Source organism: Azospirillum sp., assembly GCF_035627195.1.
In the GTDB taxonomy this organism is placed as follows: Bacteria; Pseudomonadota; Alphaproteobacteria; order Azospirillales; family Azospirillaceae; genus Azospirillum.
The window spans coordinates 1-26,409 of record NZ_DASPMG010000155.1 but is presented as its reverse complement, the minus strand read 5'-3'; the positions used below and the strand labels follow the sequence as shown (position 1 = coordinate 26,409).

The 26,409-nt window shown below is 71.7% G+C and carries 18 protein-coding genes; 7 read left to right on the top strand and 11 right to left on the bottom strand.

Annotated features, from left to right (window positions below):
* Positions 1 to 87: 87 nt before the first annotated feature.
* From addA to VED21_RS14305, 6 genes are all read right to left on the bottom strand, one after another.
* Complete coding sequence (gene addA, locus VED21_RS14330) at positions 88 to 3,588, bottom strand: double-strand break repair helicase AddA (RefSeq protein ID WP_324883068.1); 3,501 nt, start codon at positions 3,586 to 3,588, stop codon at positions 88 to 90.
* Positions 3,585 to 6,581, bottom strand: coding sequence for a double-strand break repair protein AddB (gene addB, locus VED21_RS14325; RefSeq protein ID WP_324883066.1), 2,997 nt, complete (start codon positions 6,579 to 6,581; stop codon positions 3,585 to 3,587). Before addB ends, addA begins: the two co-directional genes overlap by 4 nt.
* Complete coding sequence (locus VED21_RS14320) at positions 6,578 to 7,321, bottom strand: nucleotidyltransferase family protein (protein WP_324883064.1); 744 nt, start codon at positions 7,319 to 7,321, stop codon at positions 6,578 to 6,580. Before VED21_RS14320 ends, addB begins: the two co-directional genes overlap by 4 nt.
* The gene (locus VED21_RS14315; protein WP_324883062.1) at positions 7,321 to 8,352 is read right to left on the bottom strand and encodes an aminoglycoside phosphotransferase family protein; all 1,032 of its coding nucleotides are present in this window, start codon (positions 8,350 to 8,352) and stop codon (positions 7,321 to 7,323) included. The genes VED21_RS14320 and VED21_RS14315 overlap by 1 nt, the downstream gene beginning before the upstream one ends.
* Positions 8,349 to 8,837 carry a tRNA (adenosine(37)-N6)-threonylcarbamoyltransferase complex ATPase subunit type 1 TsaE gene (gene tsaE / locus VED21_RS14310; RefSeq protein WP_324883060.1) on the bottom strand — a complete coding sequence of 163 codons (489 nt, stop codon included), beginning with the start codon at positions 8,835 to 8,837 and terminating at the stop codon, positions 8,349 to 8,351. Before tsaE ends, VED21_RS14315 begins: the two co-directional genes overlap by 4 nt.
* Positions 8,838 to 8,902: 65 nt before the next feature.
* A complete protein-coding gene (locus VED21_RS14305; RefSeq protein WP_324883058.1) occupies positions 8,903 to 9,304 on the bottom strand; it encodes a hypothetical protein in 402 nt (133 codons plus the stop codon).
* 232 nt (positions 9,305 to 9,536) lie between these two features.
* On the opposite strand from VED21_RS14305, the gene VED21_RS14300 reads away from it, so the two are divergent.
* The gene (locus VED21_RS14300) at positions 9,537 to 10,556 is read left to right on the top strand and encodes an NAD(P)/FAD-dependent oxidoreductase (RefSeq protein ID WP_324883056.1); all 1,020 of its coding nucleotides are present in this window, start codon (positions 9,537 to 9,539) and stop codon (positions 10,554 to 10,556) included.
* 6 nt (positions 10,557 to 10,562) lie between these two features.
* On the opposite strand, the gene VED21_RS14295 is transcribed toward VED21_RS14300, so the two are convergent.
* Together VED21_RS14295 and VED21_RS14290 are read right to left on the bottom strand one after the other, a co-directional pair.
* Positions 10,563 to 10,985 carry a C40 family peptidase gene (locus VED21_RS14295; protein ID WP_324883053.1) on the bottom strand — a complete coding sequence of 141 codons (423 nt, stop codon included), beginning with the start codon at positions 10,983 to 10,985 and terminating at the stop codon, positions 10,563 to 10,565.
* Positions 10,986 to 11,160: 175 nt separating this feature from the next.
* On the bottom strand, positions 11,161 to 11,733 hold the full coding sequence (locus VED21_RS14290) for a Spy/CpxP family protein refolding chaperone (RefSeq protein WP_324883051.1): 573 nt from the start codon (positions 11,731 to 11,733) through the stop codon (positions 11,161 to 11,163).
* Between the two features lie 201 nt (positions 11,734 to 11,934).
* Between VED21_RS14290 and VED21_RS14285 the strand changes: the two genes are divergently transcribed.
* Both VED21_RS14285 and VED21_RS14280 read left to right on the top strand, forming a co-directional pair.
* Positions 11,935 to 12,666: a response regulator gene (locus VED21_RS14285; protein WP_324883049.1), complete on the top strand. Its 732-nt coding sequence runs from the start codon at positions 11,935 to 11,937 to the stop codon at positions 12,664 to 12,666.
* Positions 12,666 to 14,027, top strand: a complete 1,362-nt coding sequence (locus VED21_RS14280) for an ATP-binding protein (protein WP_324883047.1) — start codon at positions 12,666 to 12,668, stop codon at positions 14,025 to 14,027. The genes VED21_RS14285 and VED21_RS14280 overlap by 1 nt, the downstream gene beginning before the upstream one ends.
* 157 nt (positions 14,028 to 14,184) lie before the next feature.
* Here the strand turns inward: VED21_RS14280 and VED21_RS14275 are convergent, their stop codons facing one another.
* Positions 14,185 to 16,563: a PAS-domain containing protein gene (locus VED21_RS14275; RefSeq protein ID WP_324883045.1), complete on the bottom strand. Its 2,379-nt coding sequence runs from the start codon at positions 16,561 to 16,563 to the stop codon at positions 14,185 to 14,187.
* Positions 16,564 to 16,671: 108 nt separating this feature from the next.
* Positions 16,672 to 20,202 carry a response regulator gene (locus VED21_RS14270; protein WP_324883043.1) on the bottom strand — a complete coding sequence of 1,177 codons (3,531 nt, stop codon included), beginning with the start codon at positions 20,200 to 20,202 and terminating at the stop codon, positions 16,672 to 16,674.
* Positions 20,203 to 20,374: 172 nt separating this feature from the next.
* Here VED21_RS14270 and VED21_RS14265 point away from each other — a divergent pair, with 172 nt between their 5' ends.
* Complete coding sequence (locus VED21_RS14265; RefSeq protein WP_324883041.1) at positions 20,375 to 21,400, top strand: amino acid ABC transporter substrate-binding protein; 1,026 nt, start codon at positions 20,375 to 20,377, stop codon at positions 21,398 to 21,400.
* A 7-nt stretch (positions 21,401 to 21,407) separates the two neighbouring features.
* Here the strand turns inward: VED21_RS14265 and VED21_RS14260 are convergent, their stop codons facing one another.
* Complete coding sequence (locus VED21_RS14260) at positions 21,408 to 23,063, bottom strand: sensor domain-containing diguanylate cyclase (protein ID WP_324883039.1); 1,656 nt, start codon at positions 23,061 to 23,063, stop codon at positions 21,408 to 21,410.
* Positions 23,064 to 23,482: 419 nt separating this feature from the next.
* On the opposite strand from VED21_RS14260, the gene trpB reads away from it, so the two are divergent.
* The 3 genes from trpB to accD all read left to right on the top strand — a co-directional run.
* Complete coding sequence (gene trpB, locus VED21_RS14255) at positions 23,483 to 24,694, top strand: tryptophan synthase subunit beta (protein ID WP_324883130.1); 1,212 nt, start codon at positions 23,483 to 23,485, stop codon at positions 24,692 to 24,694.
* Positions 24,691 to 25,533 (top strand): tryptophan synthase subunit alpha, encoded by an 843-nt coding sequence (gene trpA, locus VED21_RS14250; RefSeq protein WP_324883037.1) that lies wholly within the window; start codon positions 24,691 to 24,693, stop codon positions 25,531 to 25,533. Before trpB ends, trpA begins: the two co-directional genes overlap by 4 nt.
* Positions 25,534 to 25,551: 18 nt before the next feature.
* Positions 25,552 to 26,409: acetyl-CoA carboxylase, carboxyltransferase subunit beta (accD, locus tag VED21_RS14245; RefSeq protein WP_324883035.1), on the top strand; the 858-nt coding region annotated here is incomplete at its 3' end.

Sequence of the window (26,409 nt, the reverse complement as noted above, 5' to 3'; positions counted from 1 at the left end):
GCTTCACCGGGCCAATCGTCCCGGCCACCCCCGACGTGGGGAACGCGAAAATTTATGGCGTTCGCATGGCGGTGGTCAAGCCGCCGGTCACGCCCTCTCGTCCGGGACGGAAACCCATGGGCCGTCCATGAGTTCCACCGGCAGCTCCATCAGGAACGGTCCATCCGTCCAAAGCAGCACGCACCGCACCGTTCGGCCGGGGTAGACGGCCTGCAGCGCCGCCCGGTAGGCCGCCATCTGACGGAGATAAACCGTGGGCACGGCGGACAACTCGCGCGGGGGCGGACGGTTGGTCTTGTAGTCGACGATCCACACCGTGTCCCCGGCGACCGTCAGCCGGTCGATCTGGCCGGACAGGGCCCGGCCATTGACGACGCCCACCACCGGCACCTCGGCCCGGCTGCCCGGCGCGAACAGCGCGGCGAACGCCGGGCTTTCCAGCACGGCCATCGTTTCGCGGGCGATCTCGTCCTGCTGCTCGGGCGTCAGCGCGTGCGCAGGGCGGGCCAGGAAGTGGCGGCAGGCCGCCCCGCGCGCCTCCGGCCGCAGCTCCGGCAGGGTCTGAAGCAGGCGGTGCACGAGGATGCCGCGCTTGAACCGCGCGCCGTCGTCCTCGCCCAGCGGCGAGCGCACCGCGGGCTCCGCCCCTTCCGGCCGGGACGGGGTGAGCGGGCGCGAGGGCTCCGGCTCCACCGGAGCCGGCGTGGTGCCCCAGGGCGGCAGCGCGTGCACGGCGCCGCCCTGCTCCAGCGCGGCGCCGTCGTCGCGCGCCAGCACCGTCTGCACGTCGGCCAGCCGCCAGCCCTCGCCGCTCCAGCCGTCGGGGCAGAGCGGCGTGAAGTCGAAGTCGTGCGGCGCGGCGATGTCCTTCATCGCCTCCTCGACCAGGCGGTACCAGCAGCCCTGCCCGGGTTCCTTGCGGCCCTGCCAGCCGCAGACGTACAGGCGGTCCTCGGCGCGGGTCAGCGCCACGTAGAGGAGGCGGCGGTATTCCTGGTCGCGCCGCCGGTTGGCGCGGGCGCGCGCCTCGGCGCACAGCGCGTCCTCCTGCGTGCGGCGGGGGGCGAACAGCGGCACCGTGGCGGCGCCGTCCGGCCACAGGATGGGCGGGCTCTGTGTCGGCGTGCCCATGGTGTCGGGCAGGAAGACAATGGGCGCCTGCAACCCCTTGGAGCCGTGCACCGTCATGATGCGTACGGAGCCGCCGCCCTGCTCCAACTCGCGCTTGATCTCCGCCTCGCTGGCGGCGAGCCAGGCGAGGAAGCGCTGCATCGACGGCGCCTCGGTCTTTTCGAAGGCGAGACAGACGGCCAGGAATTCGTCCAGCGGGTCCTGCGCGTCGGGACCCAGGCGGCGCAGCACGGCGCGCCGGCCGCTGCGCCGGTCGGCCGGGCAGGGGGAGCTGAGGATCCCTGCGAACAGCTCGTACGGTGCCACGAAATCGGTGCGCGCCAGCAACTCGCCCAGATAGGCGCGGGCCGGGCGGTAGGCCGCGTCCTCCTCCGCCTTCGCCAGCAGGGCGCGCCAAAGCGTGCCGCGCCGGCCGTGGGCCAGGGCGAACAGCTCGTCCTCGGTTAGGCCGATCAGCGGACCCTTCAGGACGGTGGCCAGCGTCAGGTCGTCTTCCGGCAGCAGCAGGAAGTCGGCCAGCGCCATCAGGTCCATGACGGCCAGCTGCTCGGTCAGCACCATGCGGTCGACGCCGGCCACCGGCACGGCGCGGTCCTTCAGCGCCCGCACCAGCTCCGTAACGAAGCCCGTGCGGCGGCGCACCAGCACCATGACGTCGCCCGGCTGGATGGCACGGCCGCGGGCCGGCAGCACCTCGCCGCGTGCCAGCCAGTCGCGGATGGTGTCGGCAATCACCGACGCCAACCGGGCCGAGGGCGAATCGGCGGCCTCGCGCGCCACCGGCGGTGCCCAGGCGGGCGGGTCGGCGGCCTCCACCGGCTTCACCGGCGGCCACAGCTCGACCAGGCCGGCGTGTCCGCGGCGGAAGGCGCGGTGGCGGATCACCGGGTTCGTTTCGGAAGCGACGCCATCCTTGGCCGTATCGCGCTGGAACACCGCGTCGACGGCCTGCAGAACGGCGGCGGTGGAGCGGAAGGAGATGTCCAGGTCGACGGGCACCCAGGTTTTCTCGGCGGCGTCCGCGCGCGCCTGGAAGTGGCGGCGCATGCGCGCGAACTCGGCCGGGTCGGCGCGCTGGAAGCTGAAGATCGACTGCTTCTCGTCGCCGACGGCGAAGACGGTGCGGGTGACGCCCTGCGCCTCGCGCGCACCCAGCCCGGCGAAGAACTCCTCGGCGATGGCGGAGACCACCTGCCACTGCTCGGGGTTGGTGTCCTGCGCCTCGTCGATCAGGATGTGGTCCAGGCCGCCGTCCAGCTTGAACAGCACCCAGGGCACCCGCCCCTCGCCCTTCAACAGCTCGTGGGCGAACAGGATGAGGTCCTCGTAGTCCAGCAGCGCCCGCGCCCGCTTGCGCGCCTCATAGGCCGTCAGCAGCGCGTCGGCCAGGGTCAGCAGCGCGGTGGTGGAGGCCGCGACGCCCGCCGCCTTCACCCGTTCCATCAACGTAACGAGCCTCGACGCCTCTTCCTCCAACGCTCTCAGCGCGTGGGGGAAGGATGTGGCCGGCTTCTTGGTCATCAGCGTCTTGCGCGGTGTCCCCTCGGCGGTGAGGAACAGGCGAACGTAGGCGTGGAAGGCGGTGACGCGCGACTCGGCGGCGTCCAGCCACTGCTGGATGCCGATGCCGCGTTCCTGGTCGGTGGCGGTACCGCCGCTCAAGACCCGGCACGCCTCGCGCAGCGTCGGGAGATCCAGCGCGTGGTCGGCGCAGGCCTCCTTCAGGATGCTCGCTTCGGTCTCGCCGGGCGGTATGCTTAGCGCCTCGTGCACGGCGGCGATGGTGGCGTGCAGTCCGCCATGCTCGTGCAGGATGCGGACGATGCGCCCGCGCTCGGCCGCCAGTTCGGCCATCAGGGCGGCGAACTCCTCGGCGTTCAGCTCGGCCGTCAGGCGGGCCAGCGCCTTGCCCAGCGTTTCGTTGTCGGAACGGCCGGCGTGCAGCACGGCGTCGCGCGCCTCCACCAGCAGGCCGGCGGCCGTGCGGTCGTCCATCACCTCGAAGTGCGGGACCAGCCCGGCCTCGATGGGGAAGCGGCGCAGCAGCGACTGGCAGAAGGCGTGGATGGTCTGGATCTTCATGCCGCCGGGGCAGTCCACCACGCGGGCGAACAGCCGGCGCGCCGCCGTGCGCGTTTCCGGCGCCGGCATGCCGCCGCACAGGTCGTACAGCGCGTCGGTCAGCGCGTCGTCGGGCAGCGTCGCCCAGCGGCCCAGCGTGCGGTTGATGCGGATGGACATCTCCGCCGCCGCCGCCTTGGTGAAGGTCAGGCACAGGATGCGCGCGGGCGGCGTGCCGGCCAGCATCAGGCGCAGCACGCGGTCGGTCAGCACCTTGGTCTTGCCGGAGCCCGCCGAGGCGCCGACCCACACCGACGCCTCCGGGTCCGAGGCGCGCCGTTGCAAAACGTTCGGGTCAAGCGGGCGGTCGGGGGATGGGAAATCCACGAGGCTCATTCGCCACCTCCGCCCCCACCCGCTGACCATTCCTGGACGCGGGCGAGGTGCGCGTAGTCGGTGTAGCGCGGCGCCATGGCCGGGCGCGGGCAGGAGCGGTAGGGCGTCGCCGGGTCGTCGAAGGCGCGGATCAGCTCCTCCAGGCCGGCGCGGGCCTCGGCCGCCAGGGTGGCGACGTCGCCCTTCACCGGCTTCTCCTCGCCGGCCGGGTCGCCGCCGGACAGGCGCCAGAAGGCGAGGCCGGACACTGCGCCAGCCGTTACGTCTGGGAAACCACCGGCCTCGGCAATGGCGGCCTCCAGGGGAAGCTGCGGGGCGAATCCCAACTCGATCTCGCGGGCCGACGGTGGCGTGCCGGTCTTGTAGTCAATGATCACCAGCCCGTTCTCTTTGGCGTCACGATCGATGCGGTCGGCGGTGGCGGTCAGCGTGAAGGGGCCGGCCGGCCCTTGCAGCTCCAGCGTGCCGGTCACCTCGGTGGCCAGCGGCTTGACGGTGTGTCGGCGCTCGCGCTCCAGCGCCACGAACCACGCGGCGATGCGCTCGAACCGCGGCCACCAGAAGGCGCGCACGTCCGGGTGCGTGTCCAGCAACGGCCCGAAGCTCTGCCGGCCCAGTTCCAGCAGTTCCGCCACCGCGTTTTCCGGCAGCAGGTTGGGGTGCAGTTTTACGAAGGCGTCCAGCGCCTGGTGGATGAACTGGCCGCGTTCGGCGGCACCGGGGTCGGCGGCGATGGGATCGAGCTTGCTGAGGCGCAGGATATGCCGGGCGTAGATCGCGTAAGGATCGCGCATCCACGTCTCCACGCGGGTGACGGACAGGCGGCGCGGACGGGCGACAACCGGCGGGCGCGGCTCGGGCGGCGCCACCGGCTGCACGGCGTCCGGCTCGTCCAGGGAACGCGCCCAGGCCAGCCAGGGTTCCCCTTCCAGGTCGATCCGCCCTTCCAGACGCAGCGCCTTGAGAACGGTTTCCAGGCGGAGCAGCCAGCGCGACGGGACCGTGGGGGTGCCGTCCACACGCTCCGCGCGCGTCAGCACCACCTCCGGCGCGCCGCAGGCCTGGGCGAAGTCGTGCGCCGACAGGCCGACCTGCCGTTCCGGGCTGGGCAGGCCGAAGGCCTTGCGCATGGGGCGGGACATCCACGGGTCGGCGGCCGGCTCGGGCGGCCACGTGCCCTCGTTCAGCCCGCCGAGGATCATGCGGTCGTAGTGCTGCAGGCGCGCTTCCAGCGGCCCCAGGATGGCAAGGCGCGGGTGCAGGCCGAAGCGCGGGCGCACCGCGCGACCGGCCATCAGCGCCTCGAACAATGCTGGATATTCCGGACCCGGAACGGGCGGGAACTCGTCGGCTGCCCGGCGCAGCTCGTCGATGAAGGATGCTGCCGCCTCGCCGTCGTCGTGGCGCCACAGGCGGGCGTCGCCCCATTCCTCGGACGTGCGGGCAAGCGCCTCGGCGAAGCGGACGTGCGCGTCCACAAGGTCCTTCAGCGGCGCGGTGCCGGCCAGCAGCTCCAGGAAGGGGCGGGCCAGCGTGCCCAGATCCTCGACCCAACCGATCAGGTAATCGCGCTGCTCAGCGAACGGAAAGCGCTCCGGGTCGGCGGCCTTCAGCGCGGCGACCAGCCCGTCGAATCCCTCGGCCGGGCGGGGACCGCGCAGCACGGCGCGCTCCAGCGCGCGGGCGTCGGTGCGGAAGGTGGCCGGATCCCGGCCGCCGGCCGCCAGCGGGTGCTTGGCCAGCGCCAGCAGGTCCAGCGGGTGGGCGCGCCGCGCCGCCAGTTCGGCCGTCAGGCGCAGGTAGGTGCCAGCGGCGGTGTCGGCCAGCGGCCGGCCGGCGGAATCATTCACCTCCACGTCCCAGCGTTTCAGCGCCATGGCGACGCGCCGGGCCAGCGCGCGGTCGGGCGTGACCAGCGCCGCCGTCTTTTCCGGCGTCTCCAGCGTGTGGCGCATCAGCAGCGCGATGGCATTCGCCTCCTCCTCCGGGTGCGGCGCGTCGATGCGCGTCAGCCCGGCGAGCGCGGTGTCGTCCAGCCCTTCCAGCGCCCGCCAGCTTTCCGTGGTGGCGGCCGGGCGCATCGCCTCGCCGATCAGGCGGGCGCGCGCGGCGCGCGGGTCCTCCGCCTCGTTCCACGGGCGGACCGCCCGGCGGTCGAGGTCCAGCTTCTTCAGCAGCAGCGCCAGACCGTGCTGGGGGTGCGCCTCGTCGTGCAGGATGGCGTCCCAGGTCTCGTCGTCGCAGTCGCGGTCCAGGCCGGGCAGCACCAGGGCGCCGTTCGGCATGCGGGCGACCACCGCCAGCAGGTCGGCCGTGGCGGGGATGGAGCCGGTGGAGCCGGCGGCGATCACCGGCCCGGCCGGCGGCTGCTGCGCCCACACCCTGGCCTGCGTCTCCAGCACGGCGTTGCGGTGGGCAGCCGGGTCGATGGCGTGCGCCTCCTGCTCCAGGATGGCGGGCCACAGGGTGGTGACGATCTTCAGGAAATCCAGCGTCTTCTGCCAGTGGCCGGCGTAGTCGTCCGGCACCAGCGCCTTCAGCCCGGCGAAGTCCAGCCGTTCGGTCTGCACCTGGTCGACGAGGCGCCCGAGGTCGGCGCCCAGCCGCACCGACTGCGGCAGCGTCGCCGCGAACTCCCCGCCCGCCGCCAGGATCACCTTGGCGAGCAGCAGTTGCCGGCGCAGCCCCGACACGGCTTCCGGCAGGTCGAGGGCACCGGCCAGCCCCGGCAGTTCCTCGGCGGTCAGGGACAGCGCGTCGGCGTCGATGTCGCCCAGCGGGCTGAGTCGCGGCAGCAGCATCGGCTGCCCGCCGGAGCGGCGCAGGAACGCCTCCCGCAACGACCGGCAGGCGCGCCGGGTGGGCAGCAGCACGGTGGCGGCGGCAAGCGCCAGCGGGTCGTCGCCCAGGCGCGCGGCGATGCCGGCGGCCAGCGTGTCGACGAACGGCACGCCGGCCGGGATCGTGTAGACGTTCAGCGCCACCCCGCTCACGACCAGATCGAGCGGGCGCCGCCCAGCGCCAGCAACTCCTCCGCCTCCTGCAACGCCTCGGGGGTGCCGACGTGGAACCACGGCCCGTCGTGCGCCAGACCCCACAGGCGCCCGGCTTCCTGCGCGCGATCCCACAGGATGTTGGTGGAGAAGGCGCCGTCCGGCGACCCCGCCCACAGCTCGGGCTTGACGATCTGCACCCCGGCGAAGACGAAGGGGGCAATCTCCCCCTCCCCCCGGCGGGTCAGGCGGCCCAGCGGGTCCATGTGGTAGTCGCCGCGCCCGTCGTAGCCCACCGCCCGCGTCGTCGCCATCAGCAGCAGCAGCGCGTCCATCTCCTCCGGCCGCCAGTGCGCGGCGAGGCGGCGCAGCGCCGGGCTCGGCCCGTTCAGCCACAGGATGTCGGCGTTCACCACGTAGAACGGCTCAGGTCCCAGGTGCGGCAGCGCCTTCTTCACGCCGCCGCCGGTCTCCAGCAGCGTGTCCTCCGGTGACAGGACGATCTTCGGCTTCCTGCGGCCCTTCAGGTGGGTGGCGATCATCTCGCCCTTGTAATGGGCGTTGACCACGGCGGTGTCGACGCCGGCCTCGGCCAGCCGGTCCAGCGCGTGGTCCAGCATCGGCTTGCCGCCCACCGACAGCAGGGGCTTCGGCATGTGCAGGGTGAGCGGGCGCATGCGCAGGCCAAGGCCCGCGGCCAGCACCATCGCCCGGTTCGGCGTATCGGTCTTCTTCGGCATCAATCCGGCTCCGGAATGACAAAATCGGCGCGGGTGCCCGGCGGCAGGTGGTGGTCGAACCACGCCCGCACGGGGGCCAGCGCCGGCTTGGCGAGCTGCGCCTCCAGAAGGCGCCAGACCCGCGGCAGGTGGATGAGGTAGCCGCGCCGCCGCTCCTGCAGCGCCAGGCGGGCGAAGACGGCGACGATGCGCGTATGCCGCACCGCGCCCAGCACGGCGTAGGAGCGGCGGAACGCGTCGGCGTCCAGGTCCGGGAACGCGGCCAGATAGCGTGCGACCATGCGCTCCGCCCGCTCCGCAGGAACGTCGCGCCGGGCGTCTTCCAGCAGGGAGACGAGGTCGTAGGCGACCGGCCCCAGCCCGGCGTTCTGGAAATCCAGCAGCCCGCCGGCCGCCACGCCCGGACGCGGCAGGCGCATCAGGTTGTCGACGTGGTAGTCGCGCAGCAGCAGCGATTGTGGCCCAGCGCAGGCGTCGGGGATCACCGCCTCCCATGCCGCCTGCAGGGCGGAACGGTCGGCGTCGGCCAACGGCTTGCCGGTGGCGACCGGGACGTAGACGTCGGCGAACAGCATGACCTGCTCGGCGAACAGCCGCGCGTCGTAGACCGGCAGCTCCAGCGCCGCCGCCCGTTCGGGGCGGAAGCGGCGGTGCAGTTGGACCAGCACGTCGGTGGCCAGTTCGTACAGCGCGTCCGCGTCCTCGCCGTCGGCCAGCAAGCGGGAGAAGGTTCCGTCGCCGAAATCCTCCAGCAGGGCCAGCCCGGCCTCCGCGTCGGCGGCGACCACTTCCGGGACGGACAGGCCCAGGTCGGCGAGATCGCCGCCGATGGCCATGAAGGGGATCAGGTCGTGGCCGGGCACCGGCGTGTCCATCAGGATCAGCCGCGTGCCGTCCGCCCTGACGATGCGCTCGTACCGGCGGGCCGAGGCGTCACCGGCCAGCGGCGCCCGCGCCGCCTCGCCCAGGCCGTGGTGGGCGAGGAAGGCGGTGATCTGCGCATTGCGGCCAATTGTATCGGGTTGGCTCACGGCAGCTCCATCGCGGCCAGGCGTGCCGCCCAGGTTCCGTATCCGGTCAGCGCGGCGCGCCGGGCGTCCGCCGTGCCGGCCATGCGCAGCGCCACCTCCAGCCGGTCGGGCGGGGTGAGCGGGCCCAACCGTTCCGGCCACTCAACGAGGGCGATGCCGCCGGCTGCCTCCTCCCATCCCAGCTCGGTCACCTCGTCGGGGCCGGACAGGCGGTAGAGGTCGAAGTGCCAGACGGTCGCGTTGCCGGTGTCGTAGGTCTGCACCAGCGTGAAGGTCGGCGATGGGACTTCCACCTCCTCCCCGCTCAGGGCGCGGATGACGGCGCGGGCGAAGGCGGTCTTGCCGGCGCCCAGGTCGCCCAGCAGCGTCACCACGTCGCCGCGCCGCAGGTGCGGCGCGAGGCGGCGGGCGAGGGCCGCGGTGGCGGCCTCGTCAGGGAGGGCAAGGGTGCGTTGCGTTGTGGTGTGCGTCGGGGGCTGTGCCATGGGCCGGATTGTGGGCGAACGCCGGGGCGCCCCGCAAGCCGGGAATGGGTGACAACTGGTTCGGCCTACACCGCCATGCGCATCATGCGGGGGGAGCGCGGCGAGGGCGTGTCGTCGTGATGCTCGGTCACCAGCCGGGGAGGCTTGTTGAAGTTCATGGTGATCATCAGCGTCAGCGCGCCGTTGATCAGGTGTAGGCACTTGTCGGACTCGACGGGCAGCGGGATCTTGCGGCCCATGCAGTGGCCGACCAGGGCGGCCGCCACCTCCGCCTCGCTCAACCTCATCGACTGGTCTTCGCCGTAGTCGTCCACGACCTTGATGGTGGTGTGCACCCCGTCATGGTCGTCGTAGCTCACGCCGCGCACCGTGCCCTGCGGCAGCGGCTCGCGCCGCTTGCGGCGGCGGTCCAGCACGGCGCGGACAACCTCCTGTTCGGTGAAGACGAGGCAGCGCAGTTCTTTCATGGCGGGATCCCCGGGACCGGTGCGGCGGAGGCACGGCCCGTCGCAACTCCATTATCTATACGGCCAATCGGCAGAGCCAAGACAAATATTGCGAAAAATTTAGACAATTTGTCACAGCTTGGGCACGAGGCTGCGGGGGAGGGTTGTCGCGCTTGGGGTTGATCGGGCGCGCAAAACCGGACATCAAGGGGCCTTCAATCCCGCGCCCACACCAGACAGCACCGGAGTTCCCATGTCGGCCACCCCCCACCGCACCGACGTCGCCATCATCGGGGCCGGCCCCGTCGGCCTGTTCGCCGTCTTCGAATGCGGCATGCTGAAGATGAGCTGCCACGTCGTCGACGCGCTCGACATGGTGGGCGGCCAGTGCGCAGCGCTCTATCCGGAAAAGCCGATCTACGACATCCCCGGCCACCCCGCCATCGACGGGGCCGACCTGATCGACCGGCTGGCCCAGCAGGCCGCCCCCTTCGCGCCGACCTACCATCTGGCGCAGCAGGTCGAGAAGATGACCCGCACGGACGAGGGCCGGTGGCTCCTGGAGACGAACATCGGCACGAAGATCGACGCGCAGGCGGTGATCATCGCCGCCGGCGCCGGCGCCTTCGGCCCGAACCGCCCGCCGCTGGACGGGCTGGAGAAGTTCGAGGGCACCTCGGTCTTCTACATGGTGCGCCGCCGGCAGGACTTCGCCGGCAAGCGCGTGGTGATCGCCGGCGGCGGCGACTCGGCGGTGGACTGGACGCTGTCGCTGGCCGACATCGCCGAGAAGGTCTACGTCGTGCACCGCCGGCCGAAGTTCCGCGCCGCGCCGGAAAGCGTGGCGCGCATGGAGGCGCTGGTGCGCGACGGCCGGGTGGAGATGGTGGTGCCCTACCAGCTGTCCGGCCTGGACGGCGCCGATGGCCAGCTCACCGCCGTACGCGTCGCCACGCTGGAGGGCGAGGAGAAGGCGCTGCCGGCCGACGCGCTGCTGGCCTTCTTCGGCCTGTCCATGAACCTCGGCCCGATCGCCGAGTGGGGGCTGGGCCTGGAGCGCAACCACATCACGGTGACGCCGCCGACCTACGCCACCAGCGCGCCGGGCGTCTATGCCATCGGCGACATCGCGACGTATCCGGGCAAGCTGAAGCTGATCCTCTGCGGCTTCGCCGAGGCGGCGCAGGCCGCGCACGCCGTGCACCCGCTGGTCCATCCGGGCGAGGCGCTGCACTTCGAGTATTCCACCAGCAAGGGCGTTCCGGGGGCGTAACGTCCCCTACGCCAGTTCCGCGCAGCGGCGGAACAGGCGGACGGGCCGTTCCGCCCACCAGCCCCGGCGGTAGGAGGCGAGCGCCACGCCGGTGGCGCTCTGCGCGCCGATGAAGCCGTCGCCGTCGACGACGATGGCGACGTGGGCCGGGGTGTGCTGGTCCTGCGGGAACAGCACGAGGTCGCCGGGCAGCGGCTCCGCCACCGGTTCGAACAGGCCACCGTCCATCAGGGATTCGGCGTCCAGCGCCATGAAGCGCGCCCGGCGGTCGGGCAGGGCGGACGCGTAGACGACGGAGACGAAGCCGGTGCCGTCCATGCCCCGGCGGGTGCGTCCGCCCCAGCGGTAGGGGACGCCCAGGTAGCTGCGCGCCAGCGCCACGATCCGCGCGCGCGTGTTCCCGTCGTGTCCGTGCAGCCCGTCGAACATGGACGCCTCCGTCCGCCGACATCCTCATCGTGAGCCCGTGCAGCGTGCGCCGTCAACGCGCCGAAGGTCGCAGATCCTTATCGGACGAAAAAAGCGGGGTCGGACGAAAAAAGCGGGCCGCCGAAGCGGCCCGCGAAGGCGAGGAAGTGGAGGCTTGCGGGAGCGAAACGACGGATCAGCCGCCGCGCGGGCCCTGGCCCTGGCCCTGGCCCGGACCACCCTGGCCTTGGCCGGGGCCGCCCATCATGCCGCCGGGGCCGAAGCCGCGGCCGCGGTGCTGCATGAACTCGTCGGCCACCTTCTTCTGCTCGGGCGAGAACTGGTTGTAGAGGTCGACGACCAGCGGGCGGAGCTGCTGGAACTGCGTCACGCGGGCCGACATCATGGCGTCCATGCGCTCCAGCCGTTCGGGCAGGGTGGTCGGCAGCGGCTGGTCCTTGTACTTGGCGCACAGCGCCTCCAGCGGCTTCTGGCTCTCCTGCGCGGTGGTGGCGAGCTTGGTCCAGGCCGGCTTCTGGGCGTCGGTGATCTTCAGGCGCTTCTCGGCGTAGGCCAGCATGCCGGCCAGCCGGGCGTCCTGGTTCTCGCACATGCGGCCGAAGTTCATCGGCCCGCCCATCGGGCCGCCGTGCATGCGGTGCATGCCGAAGCCGCGGCCTTCGCCGGGGCCGAACTGCTGCGCAACGACCGGCGCGGTCACGGCCAAGCCGGCGACCGCAACGGCGGTGAGGATCAGAGCGCGTTTCATGGAGGATCTCCTTACAGGGTTCGGTACGTGTGTTCCGATGGCCCCAAGGTGCGCCCCCAGCTTTGCCGCTTTATGTCCGGCGAGGGGGTGTTTGGTAACGCTGTGTAACAGCGGCCGGGCCGGTAACGCGCCGTAACACTTTTCCCCTTAACCGGCGGGCCGCCGCGTCGGATCATGGGGGCGAAGGGGGATCAGATCAGCATGGACCGCACGCCGCATCTTCTGGTGGTCGACGACGACCGGGAAATCCGCAACCTCACGTCCCAGTTCCTGACCAGGCACGGCTACCGCGTCTCCACCGCCCGCGACGGGGCGGAGATGCTGAAGACGCTGGAGGTGGGGCGGGTCGACCTCATCGTCCTCGACCTCATGCTGCCGGGGGAGGACGGGTTGAGCCTGTGCCGCCGGCTGCGCGCCGGTTCGGCCACCGCTTCCATCCCCATCGTCATGCTGACGGCGATGGGGGAGGAGACCGACCGCATCATCGGGCTGGAGATGGGGGCCGACGACTATCTGGCGAAGCCCTTCAGCCCGCGCGAGCTGCTGGCCCGCATCAAGGCGGTGCTGCGCCGCGCCGGCGCGCCGCAGGCGGTGGGCGGCGAGACGGCGGCCAAGGTGCTGCGCTTCGAGGGCTGGTCGCTGGACGTCGCCAAGCGCGAGCTGCGCTCCCCCGACGGGGTGCTGGTGCAGCTCTCGGCCGGCGAATACGACCTGCTGGTCGCCTTCGTCGAGCATCCGCAGCGCGTGCTGACCCGCGACCAGCTGCTCGACCTCGCGCGCGGGCGCGCCGCGGTGCCCTTCGACCGCTCCATCGACGTGCAGGTCAGCCGCCTGCGCCGCAAGATCGAGCCCGACCCGGCCGATCCTACGCTGATCAAGACGGTGCGCGGCGGCGGCTATTTGTTCACGGCCCAGGTGACGGTGGGGACGTGATGCTGCTGCGCCGCTTCCTGCCCGACAGCATCGCCGCGCGCACCGCGCTGACCGTGGTGCTGGCCCTGCTGCTGACCCAGGCGATCAGCGCCCTGGTCTACGTCACGGACCGGCACGAGGGGCCGCCGGTGCACGGGCCGCGCGTGCTGATCGAGCGCGTCACGGCCATCGTCCAGCTGGTGGAGAGCACGCCGCCGCGTGAGCGGCCGCGCGTGGTGCGTGCCCTGGACGATCCCGTGCTGGGTGTCACGTGGAGCGAGACGCAGCCGCGCATGGGGGACCTGAAGGACGGCTTCCCAGTGGAGGCGCTGCGCCGCCGCCTGCGCCAAGCACTGGCCGACCCGCGCCGTCCGGTCTTCATCGAGGTGCGCCGGCCGCTGGTCGGGCCACAGCCGGGGCCGCTGCCGATGCCGGAGGAGATGCACTGGTCCGCGCGCATGCGCCTGACCGTGCAGCTCACCGACGGCACGTGGCTCAGCTTCACCGGCGGCGACCCGGCGGAAGGGCCGTTCCGGCTGGTGCGCTTCGTGCTGTGGATGGTCGCCATCGGTGGCGTCATCGCCATCCTGTCGCTGTGGGCGGCGCGCCGGCTCACCGCACCGCTGGCCCGCTTCGCCGGCGCGGCGGAGCGGCTGGGCGTCGATGGCGAGTCGGATCCCCTGCCGGAGGCGGGGCCGAAGGAACTGCGCGCCGCCACCCGCGCCTTCAACCGCATGCAGGAGCGGCTGCGCCGCTTCGTCGCCGACCGCACGCAGATGCTGGCCGCCATCAGCCACGATTTGCGCACGCCACTCACCCGCCTGCGCCTGCGCGCCGAGCTGGTGGACGACCCGGAGATGCAGCGCAAGATGCTGGCCGACCTCGACGAGATGGAGGCGATGATCACCGCCACGCTGGCCTTCGCGCGCGAGGACGCGCAACGCGAGCCGCGCGGCCCGCTGGACCTTGCCGACCTGCTGCAGAGCCTGTGCGACGACCGTGTGGACACCGGGCACGACGCCACCTACCGGGGGCCGGCGCACCTCGCCGTGGACGGCCGCCCGGTGGCGCTGCGCCGCGCCTTCGCCAACCTGATGGACAACGCGATTGCCTACGGGGGTGCGTGCCGCGTGCGTCTGGCGCCGGAGGACGGGCAGGTAAGGATACAGATCGACGACGACGGCCCCGGCATCCCGGAAGCCGAGTTCGAGAAGGTCTTCGCGCCGTTCTACCGGCTGGAGCGCTCGCGCTCCCGCGACACCGGCGGGGTGGGGCTGGGCCTGTCCACCGCGCGCAGCATCGTCCGCGGCCATGGTGGCGACGTCATGTTGGCCAACCGGGCGGAAGGGGGATTGCGGGTGACGGTGGTGTTGCCGGTGTGAGGAAGTGCTTGCGTCGGGGACTCTTGCCCCCACCCCGACCCTCCCCCGCAAGCAGGGGAGGGAGAAACGGCCGACGAACCCTCCCCTGCTTTAGCGGGGGAGGGTGGCCGAGCGGAGCGATGGCCGGGTGGGGGCAATACCTTCCCAACACCCCGACCTATCCCTCCACCCGTGCTCCTTCCGGCAGGATGCAGCGCACGCGCAGGCCCTGGGACGCCGTCTCGTCCATCTCCATGCGGCCGCCGTGCAGTTCGATCACGTTCTTCACCAGCGACAGGCTGAGCGCCACGTTGGACCGTGCGTCGGCGCGGTCGAAACGGCCGGGGGCGTGGGCGTCGTCGGGCGACGCCGTGCCGTCGCCCACGCTCAGCACCACCGAACCGTTGCTGCGGTGCGCCGCCAGTACGATGCGCCCGCCTTGCGGCGGCGAGCGGATGGCGCTGACCACCAGGTTGAACAGCGCCTGCTTCAGCCGCTTCTCGTCACCCTCGATGGTGCCGAGGCCGGCGGGCGACGCCACCTCCAGCTTCAGGCCCTCCCGCCGCGCCCACTCGCGCGTCAGGCCGGCCACCGAATCCAGCAGGTCCGCCACGTCCACCGGCGCGTGCTCCAGCGTCTGCACGCCGGCACCGATGCTGGTCAGGTCGACCACGTCGTCGATCAGCGACAACAGGCGCTCGCCGGCCGACAGCACGCCCTTCACATACTCCAGCTGGCGTGGGGTGAGCGGGCCGAAGTACTGGTTGGCCAGCACCTCCGCGAAGCCGATGATGCCGTTCAGGGGCGTGCGCAGGTGGTGCGAGACGTTGGCGATGAACTCGCTCTTCAGCTCGTCCGCCGCCTCCAGCGCCGCGTTGGAGGCACGCAGCGCCTGCTCCAGCCGGGCGCTGTCGGTGACGTCCAGGTAGCTGTTCAGCACCGCCCCGTCCGGCAGCGGCACGGTGGAGAACTCCACCACCGAGCCATCCACGCGCTCCAGCCGGCCGGACCGTACGGCGCGTTCCAGCGTGGCGCCGATCATCTCCTCCTTCAGCGATTCCCAGTCGCCGCCGTCGTCCAGGAAGGGGCGCATCTTCTCGAAGGCGTCGGCGATGTGCGGCTCGCCCTGAAGGTCCTCGTCGTGCAGGTCCCAGATGCGGGCGAAGGCGGGGTTGGACAGCTTCAGCCTTCCGTCGCCGCCGAACACGGCGATGCCCTCGGCCAGGTTGTCCAGCGTCTCCTGCTGCACGGCGATCAGCGTGTTGTAGGAGGACTCCAGCGCCAGCGTGTTGGTCACGTCCTCCATGATGGTGATGATGCCGCCCATCGGGTTGGGCGCCGCCAGCACGCGCAGCGTCGTGCCGTCGGGCAGGTGCATCATCTCCTCCAGCGGCTCCATCAGGTGGGCGTAGCGGGTCAGCCGCTCGCGCTTGAAGCTCTGGAAGTCGGCGTATTCCGGCAGCTTGCGGCGCGCCCGCAGCTCCTCCAGCAGTTCGGAGTGGGTGGGCTCGGCGCGCAGGAACGCCTCGTCCAGTTCCCACAGGCGGACGTAGGCCTGGTTGAAGAAGCTGATGCGCTGGTCGGGGCCGAACATGGCGATGGCGGTGCCCAGCCGCTCCAGCACCTCGGCGTGCGCGGCCTGGTGGCGCTTCAGGTCGGTGCGCAGCGTCTCCAGCCCGGTGAGGTCGAGGGCGTAGCCGACCATCAGCGTGCCGCCCTCCACCGGCAGCGGCGCCTCGGTCAGCTCCAGCACGTGGCGCTCGCTGCCGATCACCACCGGGCAGACCTGCGACTGCGCGAAGCCGCCGCTGCGCGCCCGGCCGGCAAGTTCCGGCCCCGCCTCGCCGGGGCACAGCTCGCTCTGCCGGGAGACCGCCTGGTCGGGCGTGGCGTCCACGGCGCGGGCGTAGGCGCGGTTGCACCACGCCAGCCGCAGCTTGCCGTCGCGGATCCACACCGGCGTGGGCAGCGCGTCCAGGGCGGCGCGCAACTCGGCGAGCGCCCCTTCGGCGGCTGTCTTGGCGGCCAGTTCGGCGGCGGCGGCGCGGTGGCCGGTGCTGACGTCGCGCAGCCACAGCACGTCCTGCGGCGCCTCGCCGTCGGCCGCCGTACCCCGCCGTCCGCTGAGCATAAGGCGCCGGCCGTCCGCCGTGCCGATCTCCAGCGTGAACGGGCGGCCGTCGGCGCGCATGCGCTCCAGCGCCGCCAGGAAGGCCTTGCCGTCGCCCTCGGCCAGCGCCGCGGCGATGTCCTCCGGCCGTTCGATGGGGCCGTCGTTGAGCAGCGCGGTGAATTCGGGAGAAGCGGTGCGGACCCCGGCCGCGTCCCAGCCGCACCACGGCTGGGGCGAGGCGGCGAGCACCGCTTCCAGCCGCTCCACTTCGGCGGCCAGCCGGTCGGCACGTCGGCGCTGGCCGTCGGCGTACCAGCCCAAGGCGCCCAGCGCGGCAGCGCCCAGCACGCCGGCCGCGCCGGCGGCCAGCGGCGACGCCGCGTCCATGGACAGGCCGACCCCGAGCGCAAGGCCGACGGCCGCCAGGGCCGGTGTGTATTTCATGGTAAACGCACTCACGCCGGTGAGACTAGAGCACGTCCTTCCGCCCGACAACCCAGCCGGAAGCACAAGCTGTATTTGTATCCCGTCGATCCCATGCCCACCCCGCCCTCATCCCGCCGCCGCCGGCGCCGGCGCCAGGGCGCGGATCGCCGCGGCCAAGGGCGGGAAGCGCTCCGCCATGGCCTTCCGGCTGCGCTCCATGGCCTCCGCGTCGCCCTGGTGGATCGCCAGTTCGAGGTCCGAGCAGGCGGCGGCGAAGGCCTTGGCCCCGGCGGTGCGCGCCGCCCCCGCGGCGGCGTGCGCGGCGGAGCGGGCAGCCTCCAGGTCGCCGCGCGCCAGCGCGGCCGACGCCTCGTCCAGCAGCGGCTGCGTCGTCTCGATGAAGAAGCCCAGCATGTCCACCGCGTTCGCGTCCAGCGCCCCGAAGGTGGCGCGCACGTGGTCCAGGTCGAGGACCGGCGCCTCCGGTTCGAACAGGACGGCGGGCGTCTCGGCCGGGGCGGTGGCCGACCCCTCGCCCAGCCAGCGGTTGAGCGCCGCGGCCAGTTGCTTCAGCGTCACCGGCTTGGCGATGTAGTCGTCCATGCCGGCCGCGACGCAGCGCTCCATCTCGCCGGCCAGCGCGTTGGCGGTCATGGCGATGATGGGAATGTGGCCGGCGCCGGCCTCCCGCTCGGCCGCGCGGACCTGGCGCGACAGTTCGTAGCCGTCCAGGCGCGGCATGTGGCAGTCGGTGATCAGCAGCCGGTAGGGGCGGGCGCGCCACGCCGACAGCGCCTCCATGCCGTCGGCGGCGAGGTCCGCCTCGAACCCCAGCTGGCGGAGCTGGCGCAGCACCACCTGCTGGTTGGTCGGATGGTCCTCCGCCACCAGGATGGCGGCGCCGATGGGAGCCGCGGCGCAACGCGGTGCCTGCGCCGGGCGGGGCTCGGCCGGGCGCTGGGCGGTCTCCGGCGCGGCGCGCCCGGACAGCACGGCGATCTTGCGGTACAGCGCGTCGCGGTGCAGCGGCCGGGTCAGCGTCTCTGCGGTGCCCGGCGGCTCGCGTCCGTCCACCAGCAGCAGGGCCGGCGGCGGCGTCTCGCCGGTTTCGGCGATGCGGGCCAGAAGCTCATCGGCCGTGGCGTCGGGCAGGCGGGAAGCCAGGACCAGGATGTCGGGTGGTGCGAGTTCGATGAACTCCATCACCTCCTCGGCGGTGATGGCGTCGGCCACCGCCGCCTTCTTGTCGGCGAGGTAGCGGACGATGACGGCGCGCTCGGCCGGTTCGCCGTCGGCGACGACGATGGACAGGCCGGCGAGGTCGGTGTCGTCCGGCTCGGCCGCGCGCGCGTCGCTGAGCGGGAGGTCGACGGTGAACCAGAAGGTGGAACCGTGTCCGGGCGACGACTGCACGCCGATCCGCCCGCCCATCATCTCGACCATGCGCGTGCAGATGGCCAGCCCCAGCCCGGTGCCGCCGAAGCGCCGGGTGGTGGAGCTGTCGGCTTGGCTGAACGGCTGGAACAGACGGGCCTGCCCCTCCTCGCTGATGCCGATGCCGGTGTCCTCCACCTCGAAGCGCAGGCGCACGCGGCCCGGCGGGGCGCCGTTCACCGGCAGCGTGCGGATGAGGACGCGGCCCTGCTCGGTGAACTTGATGGCATTGCCGGCGAGGTTGAACAGGATCTGCCGCAGCCGGCCGGGGTCGCCGCGCACCATGGCCGGCACCGCCGGATCGACGTGGCAGATCAGCGCAAGATCCTTCTGGTGCGCCTGCGGGGCCAGCAGGTCGGCCACCCCCTCCACCAGCTCCAGCGGCGACAGGTCCAGCTCCTCCAGGTCCAGCTTGCCGGCTTCGATCTTGGAGAGGTCGAGGATGTCGTCGATGATGCGCAGCAGCGCGGTGGCGCTGTCGCGCACGGTGGTGACCAGGGTGCGCTGCTCGCCGTTCAGCGGGGTGAGCGCGATCAGTTCCAGCATGCCCAGCACGCCGTTCATGGGCGTGCGGATCTCGTGGCTCATGGTCGCCAGGAACTCGGACTTGGAGCGGGCCGCGACCTCCGCCTGCTCCTTGGCGTGGCGCAACGCCTCCTCGGCGGCCTTGCGCTCGGTGATGTCGTAGCTCCAGGCGAGGATGGCCGGGCGTCCCTCGAACTCCGTGCGCTGAAGGGTTTGCAGCGCCCACACCCGGCCGCCGTCCGGGCGGTCCACCGCCACCTCCACGTCGCGGGCGACGACGCCGGCCTCGCTGTCCGGAGCCGGCGGCAGGCCGGGCAGGGCCAGCGTGTGGCGGCGGCCGACGAAGCGGTCCAGCGGCACGCCGGCCAGTTCGGCGGCGCGGGCGTTGGCGAAGGCCACGGTGCCGTCGGCACGGGCGATCGACACGCCGACGGGGCTCTGCTCCAGGATGGCGCGCAGGCGCCGCTCGCCCTGGCGCAGGTCGTGCTCGCGCGCCTTGATGGTGGTGACGAAGAACTGCAGCGCGCGGGCCATGTCGCCGATCTCGTCCCGTCCGCGGGTGGGGATGGCCACGGCGTGGCCGCTCTCGTGCGCGACCATGGCCGCCTGAAGCACGCGCAGCCGGCGCACCACGTTGCGGTCGATGTACATGAAGATGCCGGCCGCACCCAGGATGGAGAACAGCGCCATCGCGATGATCGCGCTCTCCCCTTCGCGGATGACGCGCTCGAACTCGGCGGAGCGGCGGGTGACGTCCTGCTCGATGGCGAGGAAATAGTCGGACACGGCGGCGACCAGCCGGTCCGAGACGTTCTGGTTGCGGGTCACCGCCCCCTTGATGGCGCGCTGGAGCGTGATCTCGCTCATCCGGCTGGCGAACAGGTTGACCTCGCCCAGGCCCAGCGACGACAGCTCGCGATGCAGCGGCTCCAGCCGCCGGACCACCGGGGCCGGCAGCATGGTCAGCGTCACCGCCGCGCGGTCGAGGGAGTCGCGGAAGTCGCGGCGCATGCGCTCGACCTTCGCCTCATGGTCGGCGCGCGCGGCGGCCAGCATGACGGTGAGCGCGTGGCCGGCGTGATCGTTCCAGCGCTGCACCGCGTGCTCCAGGCGCCGCACCGCCTCCGCCTCGGCCTGCGGGTCGGCGGAGGCGGCCGGGGCCGACATCAGCGCGGCGGCCAGAGTGGCGATGGTGTCGCCGTCCATCAGTTCGGCGTGGGTGCGGCGCATGCGCTCGGCCAGATCGGTCAGCCGGCCGATGAGCGCGCTGGTCTCCGCCGTCACCGCCAGTTGCTTTTCCACCTGGTCGTTCAGCGCGCGCAGGTTGTCGACCAGCTCGTTCTTGCGGCGGTCCAGTTCGGCCAGGTCGGCCGCCTCGCCACCGCGGGCGCGCAGGCGGCCCATCAGGTCTTCCAGCAGCAGGATCTGGTCGCCGATGCGCGCCATCACCGCGTCGCGCACCGACTGGCTCTGCACGGCCACCAGGGCGGGGGCGTTGGCGGCGATGGTGCCGCTCTGCTGCGCCAGCTGAGAGGCGCTGACCAGCCCCGGCACCTTGGACGTGGCGATCTGCTCGAACCCGTCGTGGAAGCGCGCGAACAAGGAGACGGCGACCACGCCCGTGGCGGCGGTCAGGCCGCCGATCACCGTCAAACCCGCAAGGATGCGGAACGCCACACCCAACCGAGGAAAGGGCAAGAGGACGTGCTCCCCAGGCGGCGGCCGCGGGGCCGCGGCCGATCGATCCGGACGGAATAGCACGTCCGGCCGATGCGGCGCAATTCGCCACACCCCCGCCGCGTCGCCATGGGCGGCTTGACCGCGGCCGGTTGCCCGGTCGATCCTGCGTCGGGGGCGAGGGGGAGAAGCGATGCGCCGGCTGGGTATGCTGATCCTGATGGTGGCCGCGTGGGCGCTGGCCGGGGGATCGGCGCAGGCGGGCGGCACGCTGGAGCGGGTGAAGCAGGCCGGCGTCCTGCGCTGCGGTGTCGCCACCAGCGGCACCGGGCTGGCCGCCGTCGACGACCACGGGCGCTGGCAGGGCTTCTTCGTCGACATGTGCCGCGCCGTGGCCGCCGCCGTGACCGGCACCGCCGACGCCATCGAGTTCATCGAGATCAGCTCGCAGAATCGCTTCGCCGTGCTGCGCGAGGGCGGCGTGGACGTGGTGATGGACGGCGCCACCTGGACGCTGCACCGCGACGCGGCGCTGGGCGTGGAGTTCCCTGCCGTCTACCAGTTCGACGGGCAGGGGTTCATGGCGCACCGCTCGCTGGGCGCCATGCGGCTGGCGGACCTGCGCGAGGGGACGGTGTGCGTGATCCGCGGCACCACCACCGAGCGCAACCTGGAGCACTGGATCGCCGCCACCGGCCGCAAGCTGGCGGTGAAGACGGTGAACTCGACGGAAGGGGCGCTCAGCGCGTTCTTCAACCACCATTGCGACGTGCTGACCAACGACCGCGTCAGCCTGTTCGCCCAGCGCCTGCTGAATGCGCCGCACACCAACGACTACGTCATCTTCCCCGAGGTCATCGCGAAGGAGCCGCTGAGCCCGATGATCAAGTCCGGCGACGTCGGCTGGTACAAGGTGGTGCGCTGGGTCATCCTCGCCACCATCCTGGCGGAGGAGAAGGGCATTACCGCCGCCGACGCCGCGGCCTTGAACCACAGTCCGGACCCGGAGGTGAACCGCCTGCTGGGCCTGATGCCGGGCGTGGGGGCCGGGCTTGGGCTGGACGACCAGTGGGCTCACCGGGTGATCGTGCGGATCGGCAACTACGGCGAGATCTATGATCGCCACCTCGGCCGCAGTTCGCCGCTGGGCATCGAGCGCGGGCTGAACGCGCTGTGGAACCGCGGCGGCCTGATGTACGCGCCGCCCTTGGGCGGGTGACCGGCAATCAGAGGGAAAGCGCCGCCGCAGGCTCTTCCGATGCCCCGTCGCCGATGCCGACGGCGCGGTTCCGGCCCGCCCGCTTCGCGGCATAGAGGGCTTGGTCGGCCTTTTCCAGGACGTGCATCAGGGTGGCGCCGTGCTCCGGCCAGGAGGCCATGCCGATGCTGCACCCCACGCGCGCCACGCGCCCGGAGACCAGCACGGGTTCGTTGACCGCCTCGATCAGGCGCTGGGCGATCTCCTCCACGCGCGGCGCCTTCTTGCCCGGCACGGGGTTGATGACGATCACGAACTCGTCGCCGCCGAGGCGCGCCACCACGTCCTCGGCGCGCAGGCACGAGGCGAGGCGGGCGCCGACCTGGCGCAGCACGGCGTCGCCCGCCTGATGGCCCAGGCTGTCGTTCACCGGCTTGAAGCCGTCGAGGTCGAGGCACAGGACGGTGAAGGGCTGGGTGCCCGGACGGTTCGCCAGCGCCTCCGCGTACTGCTCGAAGAAGCGGCGGTTGGGCAGGCCGGTCAAGCGGTCCTGGTAGGCCGCGTCCTCCATCCTGGACAAGGCGTGCTGGGTGTCGCTCAGCGAGGCGACCAGGGCGCGCAGCGAGCGCGACAGGTCGACCACCTCGGCGGCCCCCGTCACTTCCGGGATCTCGACGCCCGGTTCGCCCCGGCGCAGGCGGATGGCGGCGTCGGCGATGGCGCGCAGCGGGCGGGCGATCCAGCCGGCGGCGAACCACGCCGCGGCGCTGAACAGGACGGCGAACGCCGCCCCCCACAGAAGGATCTCCCGCCGCAGGGCGGTGGCGTCCGCGTAGGCGGTCTCCACCGGCTGGCGGGCGAGCACGGTCCAGCCCAGGCCCGGGTAGTCGGCGTGGCCGGGGCTGTTGGCGTAGCCGGTGACGTAGGCCTTGCCGTCGGGCCAGGTCTCGACCGCCCAGCCGGTGCCGGCCGTCCGTGCGTCCGCGACGCTCTTCAGGGACAGCGGGTGCCCCTGGGCGCCTTCCGGTCCCAGCAGCACCGTGTTGTCGGCGCTGACGATGAACGTTTCCAGGCTGCGGCGGTCGCGCATCGGCCGCAGCAGAGTCTGCTGGACCTCGCGCGCCCAGTTCCAGGAGAAGTGCGTGGCGAACACCCCGACCGTGTTGCCGTTCTCGTCGCGCAGGGGGGTGGCGACGTCGACGAACTTCATGGGTTCGCCGGTCGGGTTCGGCAGCAGCTTGGCCAGCATCACCGCGTCGTGCACGTCGCCGACGAAGTGCCCCTTGACGCCGTTCTGGAAGACCGGACGCGACGAGGCGTTCGCGCCCAGCAGGATGCCGCCGCTGGACGCCATGACCCGGCCGTCCTTGTCCAGCGCGCCGACCCAGGCCAGCGTGTGGTCTTTCGCCTTCAGCTCGTCGACCACCTTCTGCGCCACCGCCCAGTCGCGCACGGCGTCGATCTTCGCCAGCACGCTCACCTGGTTGGAGCGCGCCCACATGTCGGTGTCGAGCTTTTCGGCCATCTGGAAGGCCGCCTCGGAAAGCGAGCGGCCGATCTCCCGTTCCAGCTGCCCTTCCGAACGGGAGCCGACGACGGCGCTCATCAGCGCGGTCACGCCGACGACAAGGGCGGCGCCGGAGACGGCGACGACGCTGCGCAACTCCTTTGGCTTCCACGCCATCGTCCGGCTCCGCTCAAAAAACATGCCGCTGCCCAGTAGAGAGGTCAGTGGAACAAGCTGAATCAAATGTACTGTAATCAATTTATCGCGACAGTGAGCAAATAGCGACAAGAAGCCGCGCATGCGTCCGTGTTTTTTCTCGGTCGGGCGCGAAGGCGTCCATGATCGGGTTGGCGCAGCTGAGCGCTGTGGTATTTTGTTACTTGCCGCAGACACCCCGGTTCTTTGGTTTTTAGTCGAAACCGTTTGCATGCGTCCGATCGGCCGGACCATCCGGCATGCCGGCCATCTTCCGTGCGGCCATCGTCAAGCGCTTCAAATCGCCGCCGCTCATCGCTATGGTGGCGCCTCCACGGGTGCACGCCCGTTCCAGCGGCCCGTTCTTCAGCGCCCCGTTCCAGCGAGTGTCCGATCCCGCGATGACCAGACCCAACACCTACCGCGCCGGGCCCGACGAGCACGGCCACTTCGGCATCTTCGGCGGACGCTACGTCGCCGAGACGCTGATGCCGCTCATCCTCGAGGTGGAGAAGGCCTACGAGGAGGCCAAGACCGACGAGGCTTTCCAGGCCGAGTTCCGCGAACGCCTCGCCCAGTACGTCGGCCGGCCGAACCCGCTCTACTACGCGGAGCGGCTGACCGGGCAGCTCGGCGGCGCCAAGGTGTATTTCAAGCGGGAAGAGCTGAACCACACGGGTGCGCACAAGATCAACAACTGCATCGGCCAGATCCTGCTGGCCAAGCGGATGGGCAAGACGCGCATCATCGCCGAAACCGGCGCCGGCCAGCACGGCGTGGCGACGGCGACGGTCTGTGCGCTCTACAACATGCCCTGCGTCATCTACATGGGTGAGGTGGATATCGCCCGGCAGCAGCCGAACGTCTTCCGCATGCGCCTGCTGGGGGCCGAGGTGCGCTCCGTCACCTCCGGCTCCAAGACGCTGAAGGACGCGATGAACGAGGCGCTGCGCGACTGGGTCACCAACGTCGCCGACACCTATTACCTGATCGGCACGGTCGCCGGCCCGCATCCTTACCCGGCGATGGTCCGCGACTTCCAGTCGGTCATCGGCGACGAGGTGCGCACGCAGATGCAGGCCCTGGAAGGGCGCCTGCCGGATTCGCTGGTCGCCTGCGTGGGCGGCGGCTCCAACGCCATGGGGCTGTTCCACCCGTTCCTGGACGATCCGGACGTCAAGATGGTGGGCGTCGAGGCGGCCGGGCACGGGGTGGACACCGGCATGCACGCCGCCTCGCTGACCGGCGGCCGGCCGGGCGTGCTGCACGGCAACCGCACCTACCTGCTCCAGGACGAGGACGGCCAGATCACCGAGGCGCACTCGATCTCCGCCGGCCTGGACTACCCCGGCATCGGGCCGGAGCATTCCTGGCTGCACGACATCGGCCGCATCGAGTACGTCAGCGTCACCGACCAACAGGCATTGGACGCCTTCCAGATGTGCGCCAAGGTCGAGGGCATCATCCCGGCGCTGGAGTCGGCGCACGCCATCGCCGAGGTGGTGCGGCGCGCGCCCACCCTGCCGAAGGAGCACCTGATGGTGCTGTGCCTGTCCGGCCGCGGCGACAAGGACATCTTCACCGTCGCCGAGCACCTGGGAGTGAAGCTGTGAGCGCTTCGGACAACACGGGCCGGATCGCCCGCCGCTTCACCGCCCTGAAGGCCGAAGGGCGCGCCGGGCTGGTCACCTTCATCATGGCCGGCGACCCGGACCACGACACCTGCGCGGCCTTGCTGGCCGGCCTGCCGGAGGCCGGCGCCGACCTGATCGAGCTGGGCATGCCCTTCACCGATCCGATGGCCGACGGCCCGGCGATCCAGGCGGCCGGCCTGCGGGCACTCGCGGCGGGCGGGCGCATGACGCGCACGCTGGACCTCGTGCGTGGTTTCCGCGCCAAGGACGGCGACACGCCGATCATCCTGATGGGCTACTACAACCCCATCCACGCTTACGGTGTCGAGCGTTTCCTGACCGACGCCAAGGCGGCCGGGGTGGACGGCCTGATCGTCGTCGACCTGCCGCCGGAGGAGGACGCCGAGCTGTGCCTGCCGGCGCTGAAGGCGGACGTCAACTTCATCCGCCTCGCCACGCCCACCACCGACGACAAGCGCCTACCGGCGGTTCTGAAGAACACCTCGGGCTTCGTCTACTATGTGTCGGTCGCCGGCATCACGGGGGCGGCGTCCGCCACGGACGACGCCATCGTCGAGGCGGTAACCCGGCTGAAGCGCCACACCGACCTGCCGGTGGCGGTCGGCTTCGGCATCAAGACGCCGGACCAGGCGGCGGCGGTGGCCCGCGTGGCCGACGCCTCCGTCGTCGGCTCCGCCATCGTTTCGCGCATCGCCGCCAACCTCGACGCCGACGGCAAGGCCAAGCCGGGCCTTGCGGAAGACGCGCTCGCCTTCGTGCGCGAGCTGGCGGCGGGCGTGCGCGGCGCGCGTTCCTAACAGGAGTTCCGGTCAGCGATGAACTGGCTTACCAACTACGTCCGTCCGAAGATCCGCGCGCTGGTCACCCGCAAGGAGGTGCCGGACAACCTCTGGCACAAGTGCCCGAACTGCGAGGCGATGCTGCACCACCGCGACCTGGAGGAGAACCTCTCGGTCTGCCATCACTGCGGCTTCCACATGCGGCTCGACCCCGTGAAGCGGCTGGGCATGCTGTTCGACGAGGGCAAGTACACGCTCGTCGAGCTGCCGAAGTCCATCGTCGACCCGCTGAAGTTCCGCGACCAGAAGCGCTACACCGACCGCCTGAAGGAGGCCCAGGGCAAGACCGGCCGGCAGGACGCGGTGCTGGTCGCGCACGGCCCCATGGACGGGCTGCCGGTGGTGGTGGCCGCTTTCGACTTCGGCTTCATGGGCGGCTCCATGGGCATCGCCGTGGGCGAGGCGCTGGTGACGGCGGCCAAGACGGCGCTGGCGCACAAGGCGCCGCTGGTCGTCGTGCCGGCGTCGGGCGGGGCGCGCATGCAGGAGGGCATCCTGTCCCTCATGCAGATGCCGCGCACCACGATCGCCGTGGAGATGGTCAAGGAGGCCGGCCTGCCCTACGTGGTGGTGCTGACCGACCCGACGACGGGCGGCGTCACGGCCTCCTTCGCCATGCTGGGCGACATCCACATCGCCGAGAAGGGCGCGCAGATCGGCTTCGCCGGTGCCCGCGTCATCGAGAGCACGATCCGCGAGACGCTGCCGGAGGGCTTCCAGCGCTCCGAATACCTGCTGGAGCACGGCATGGTGGACATGGTCGTCCACCGCAAGGACCTGCGCGCCACGCTGATCCGCACGCTGGACCTGCTGATGCGCCCGCTGACGCTGGCG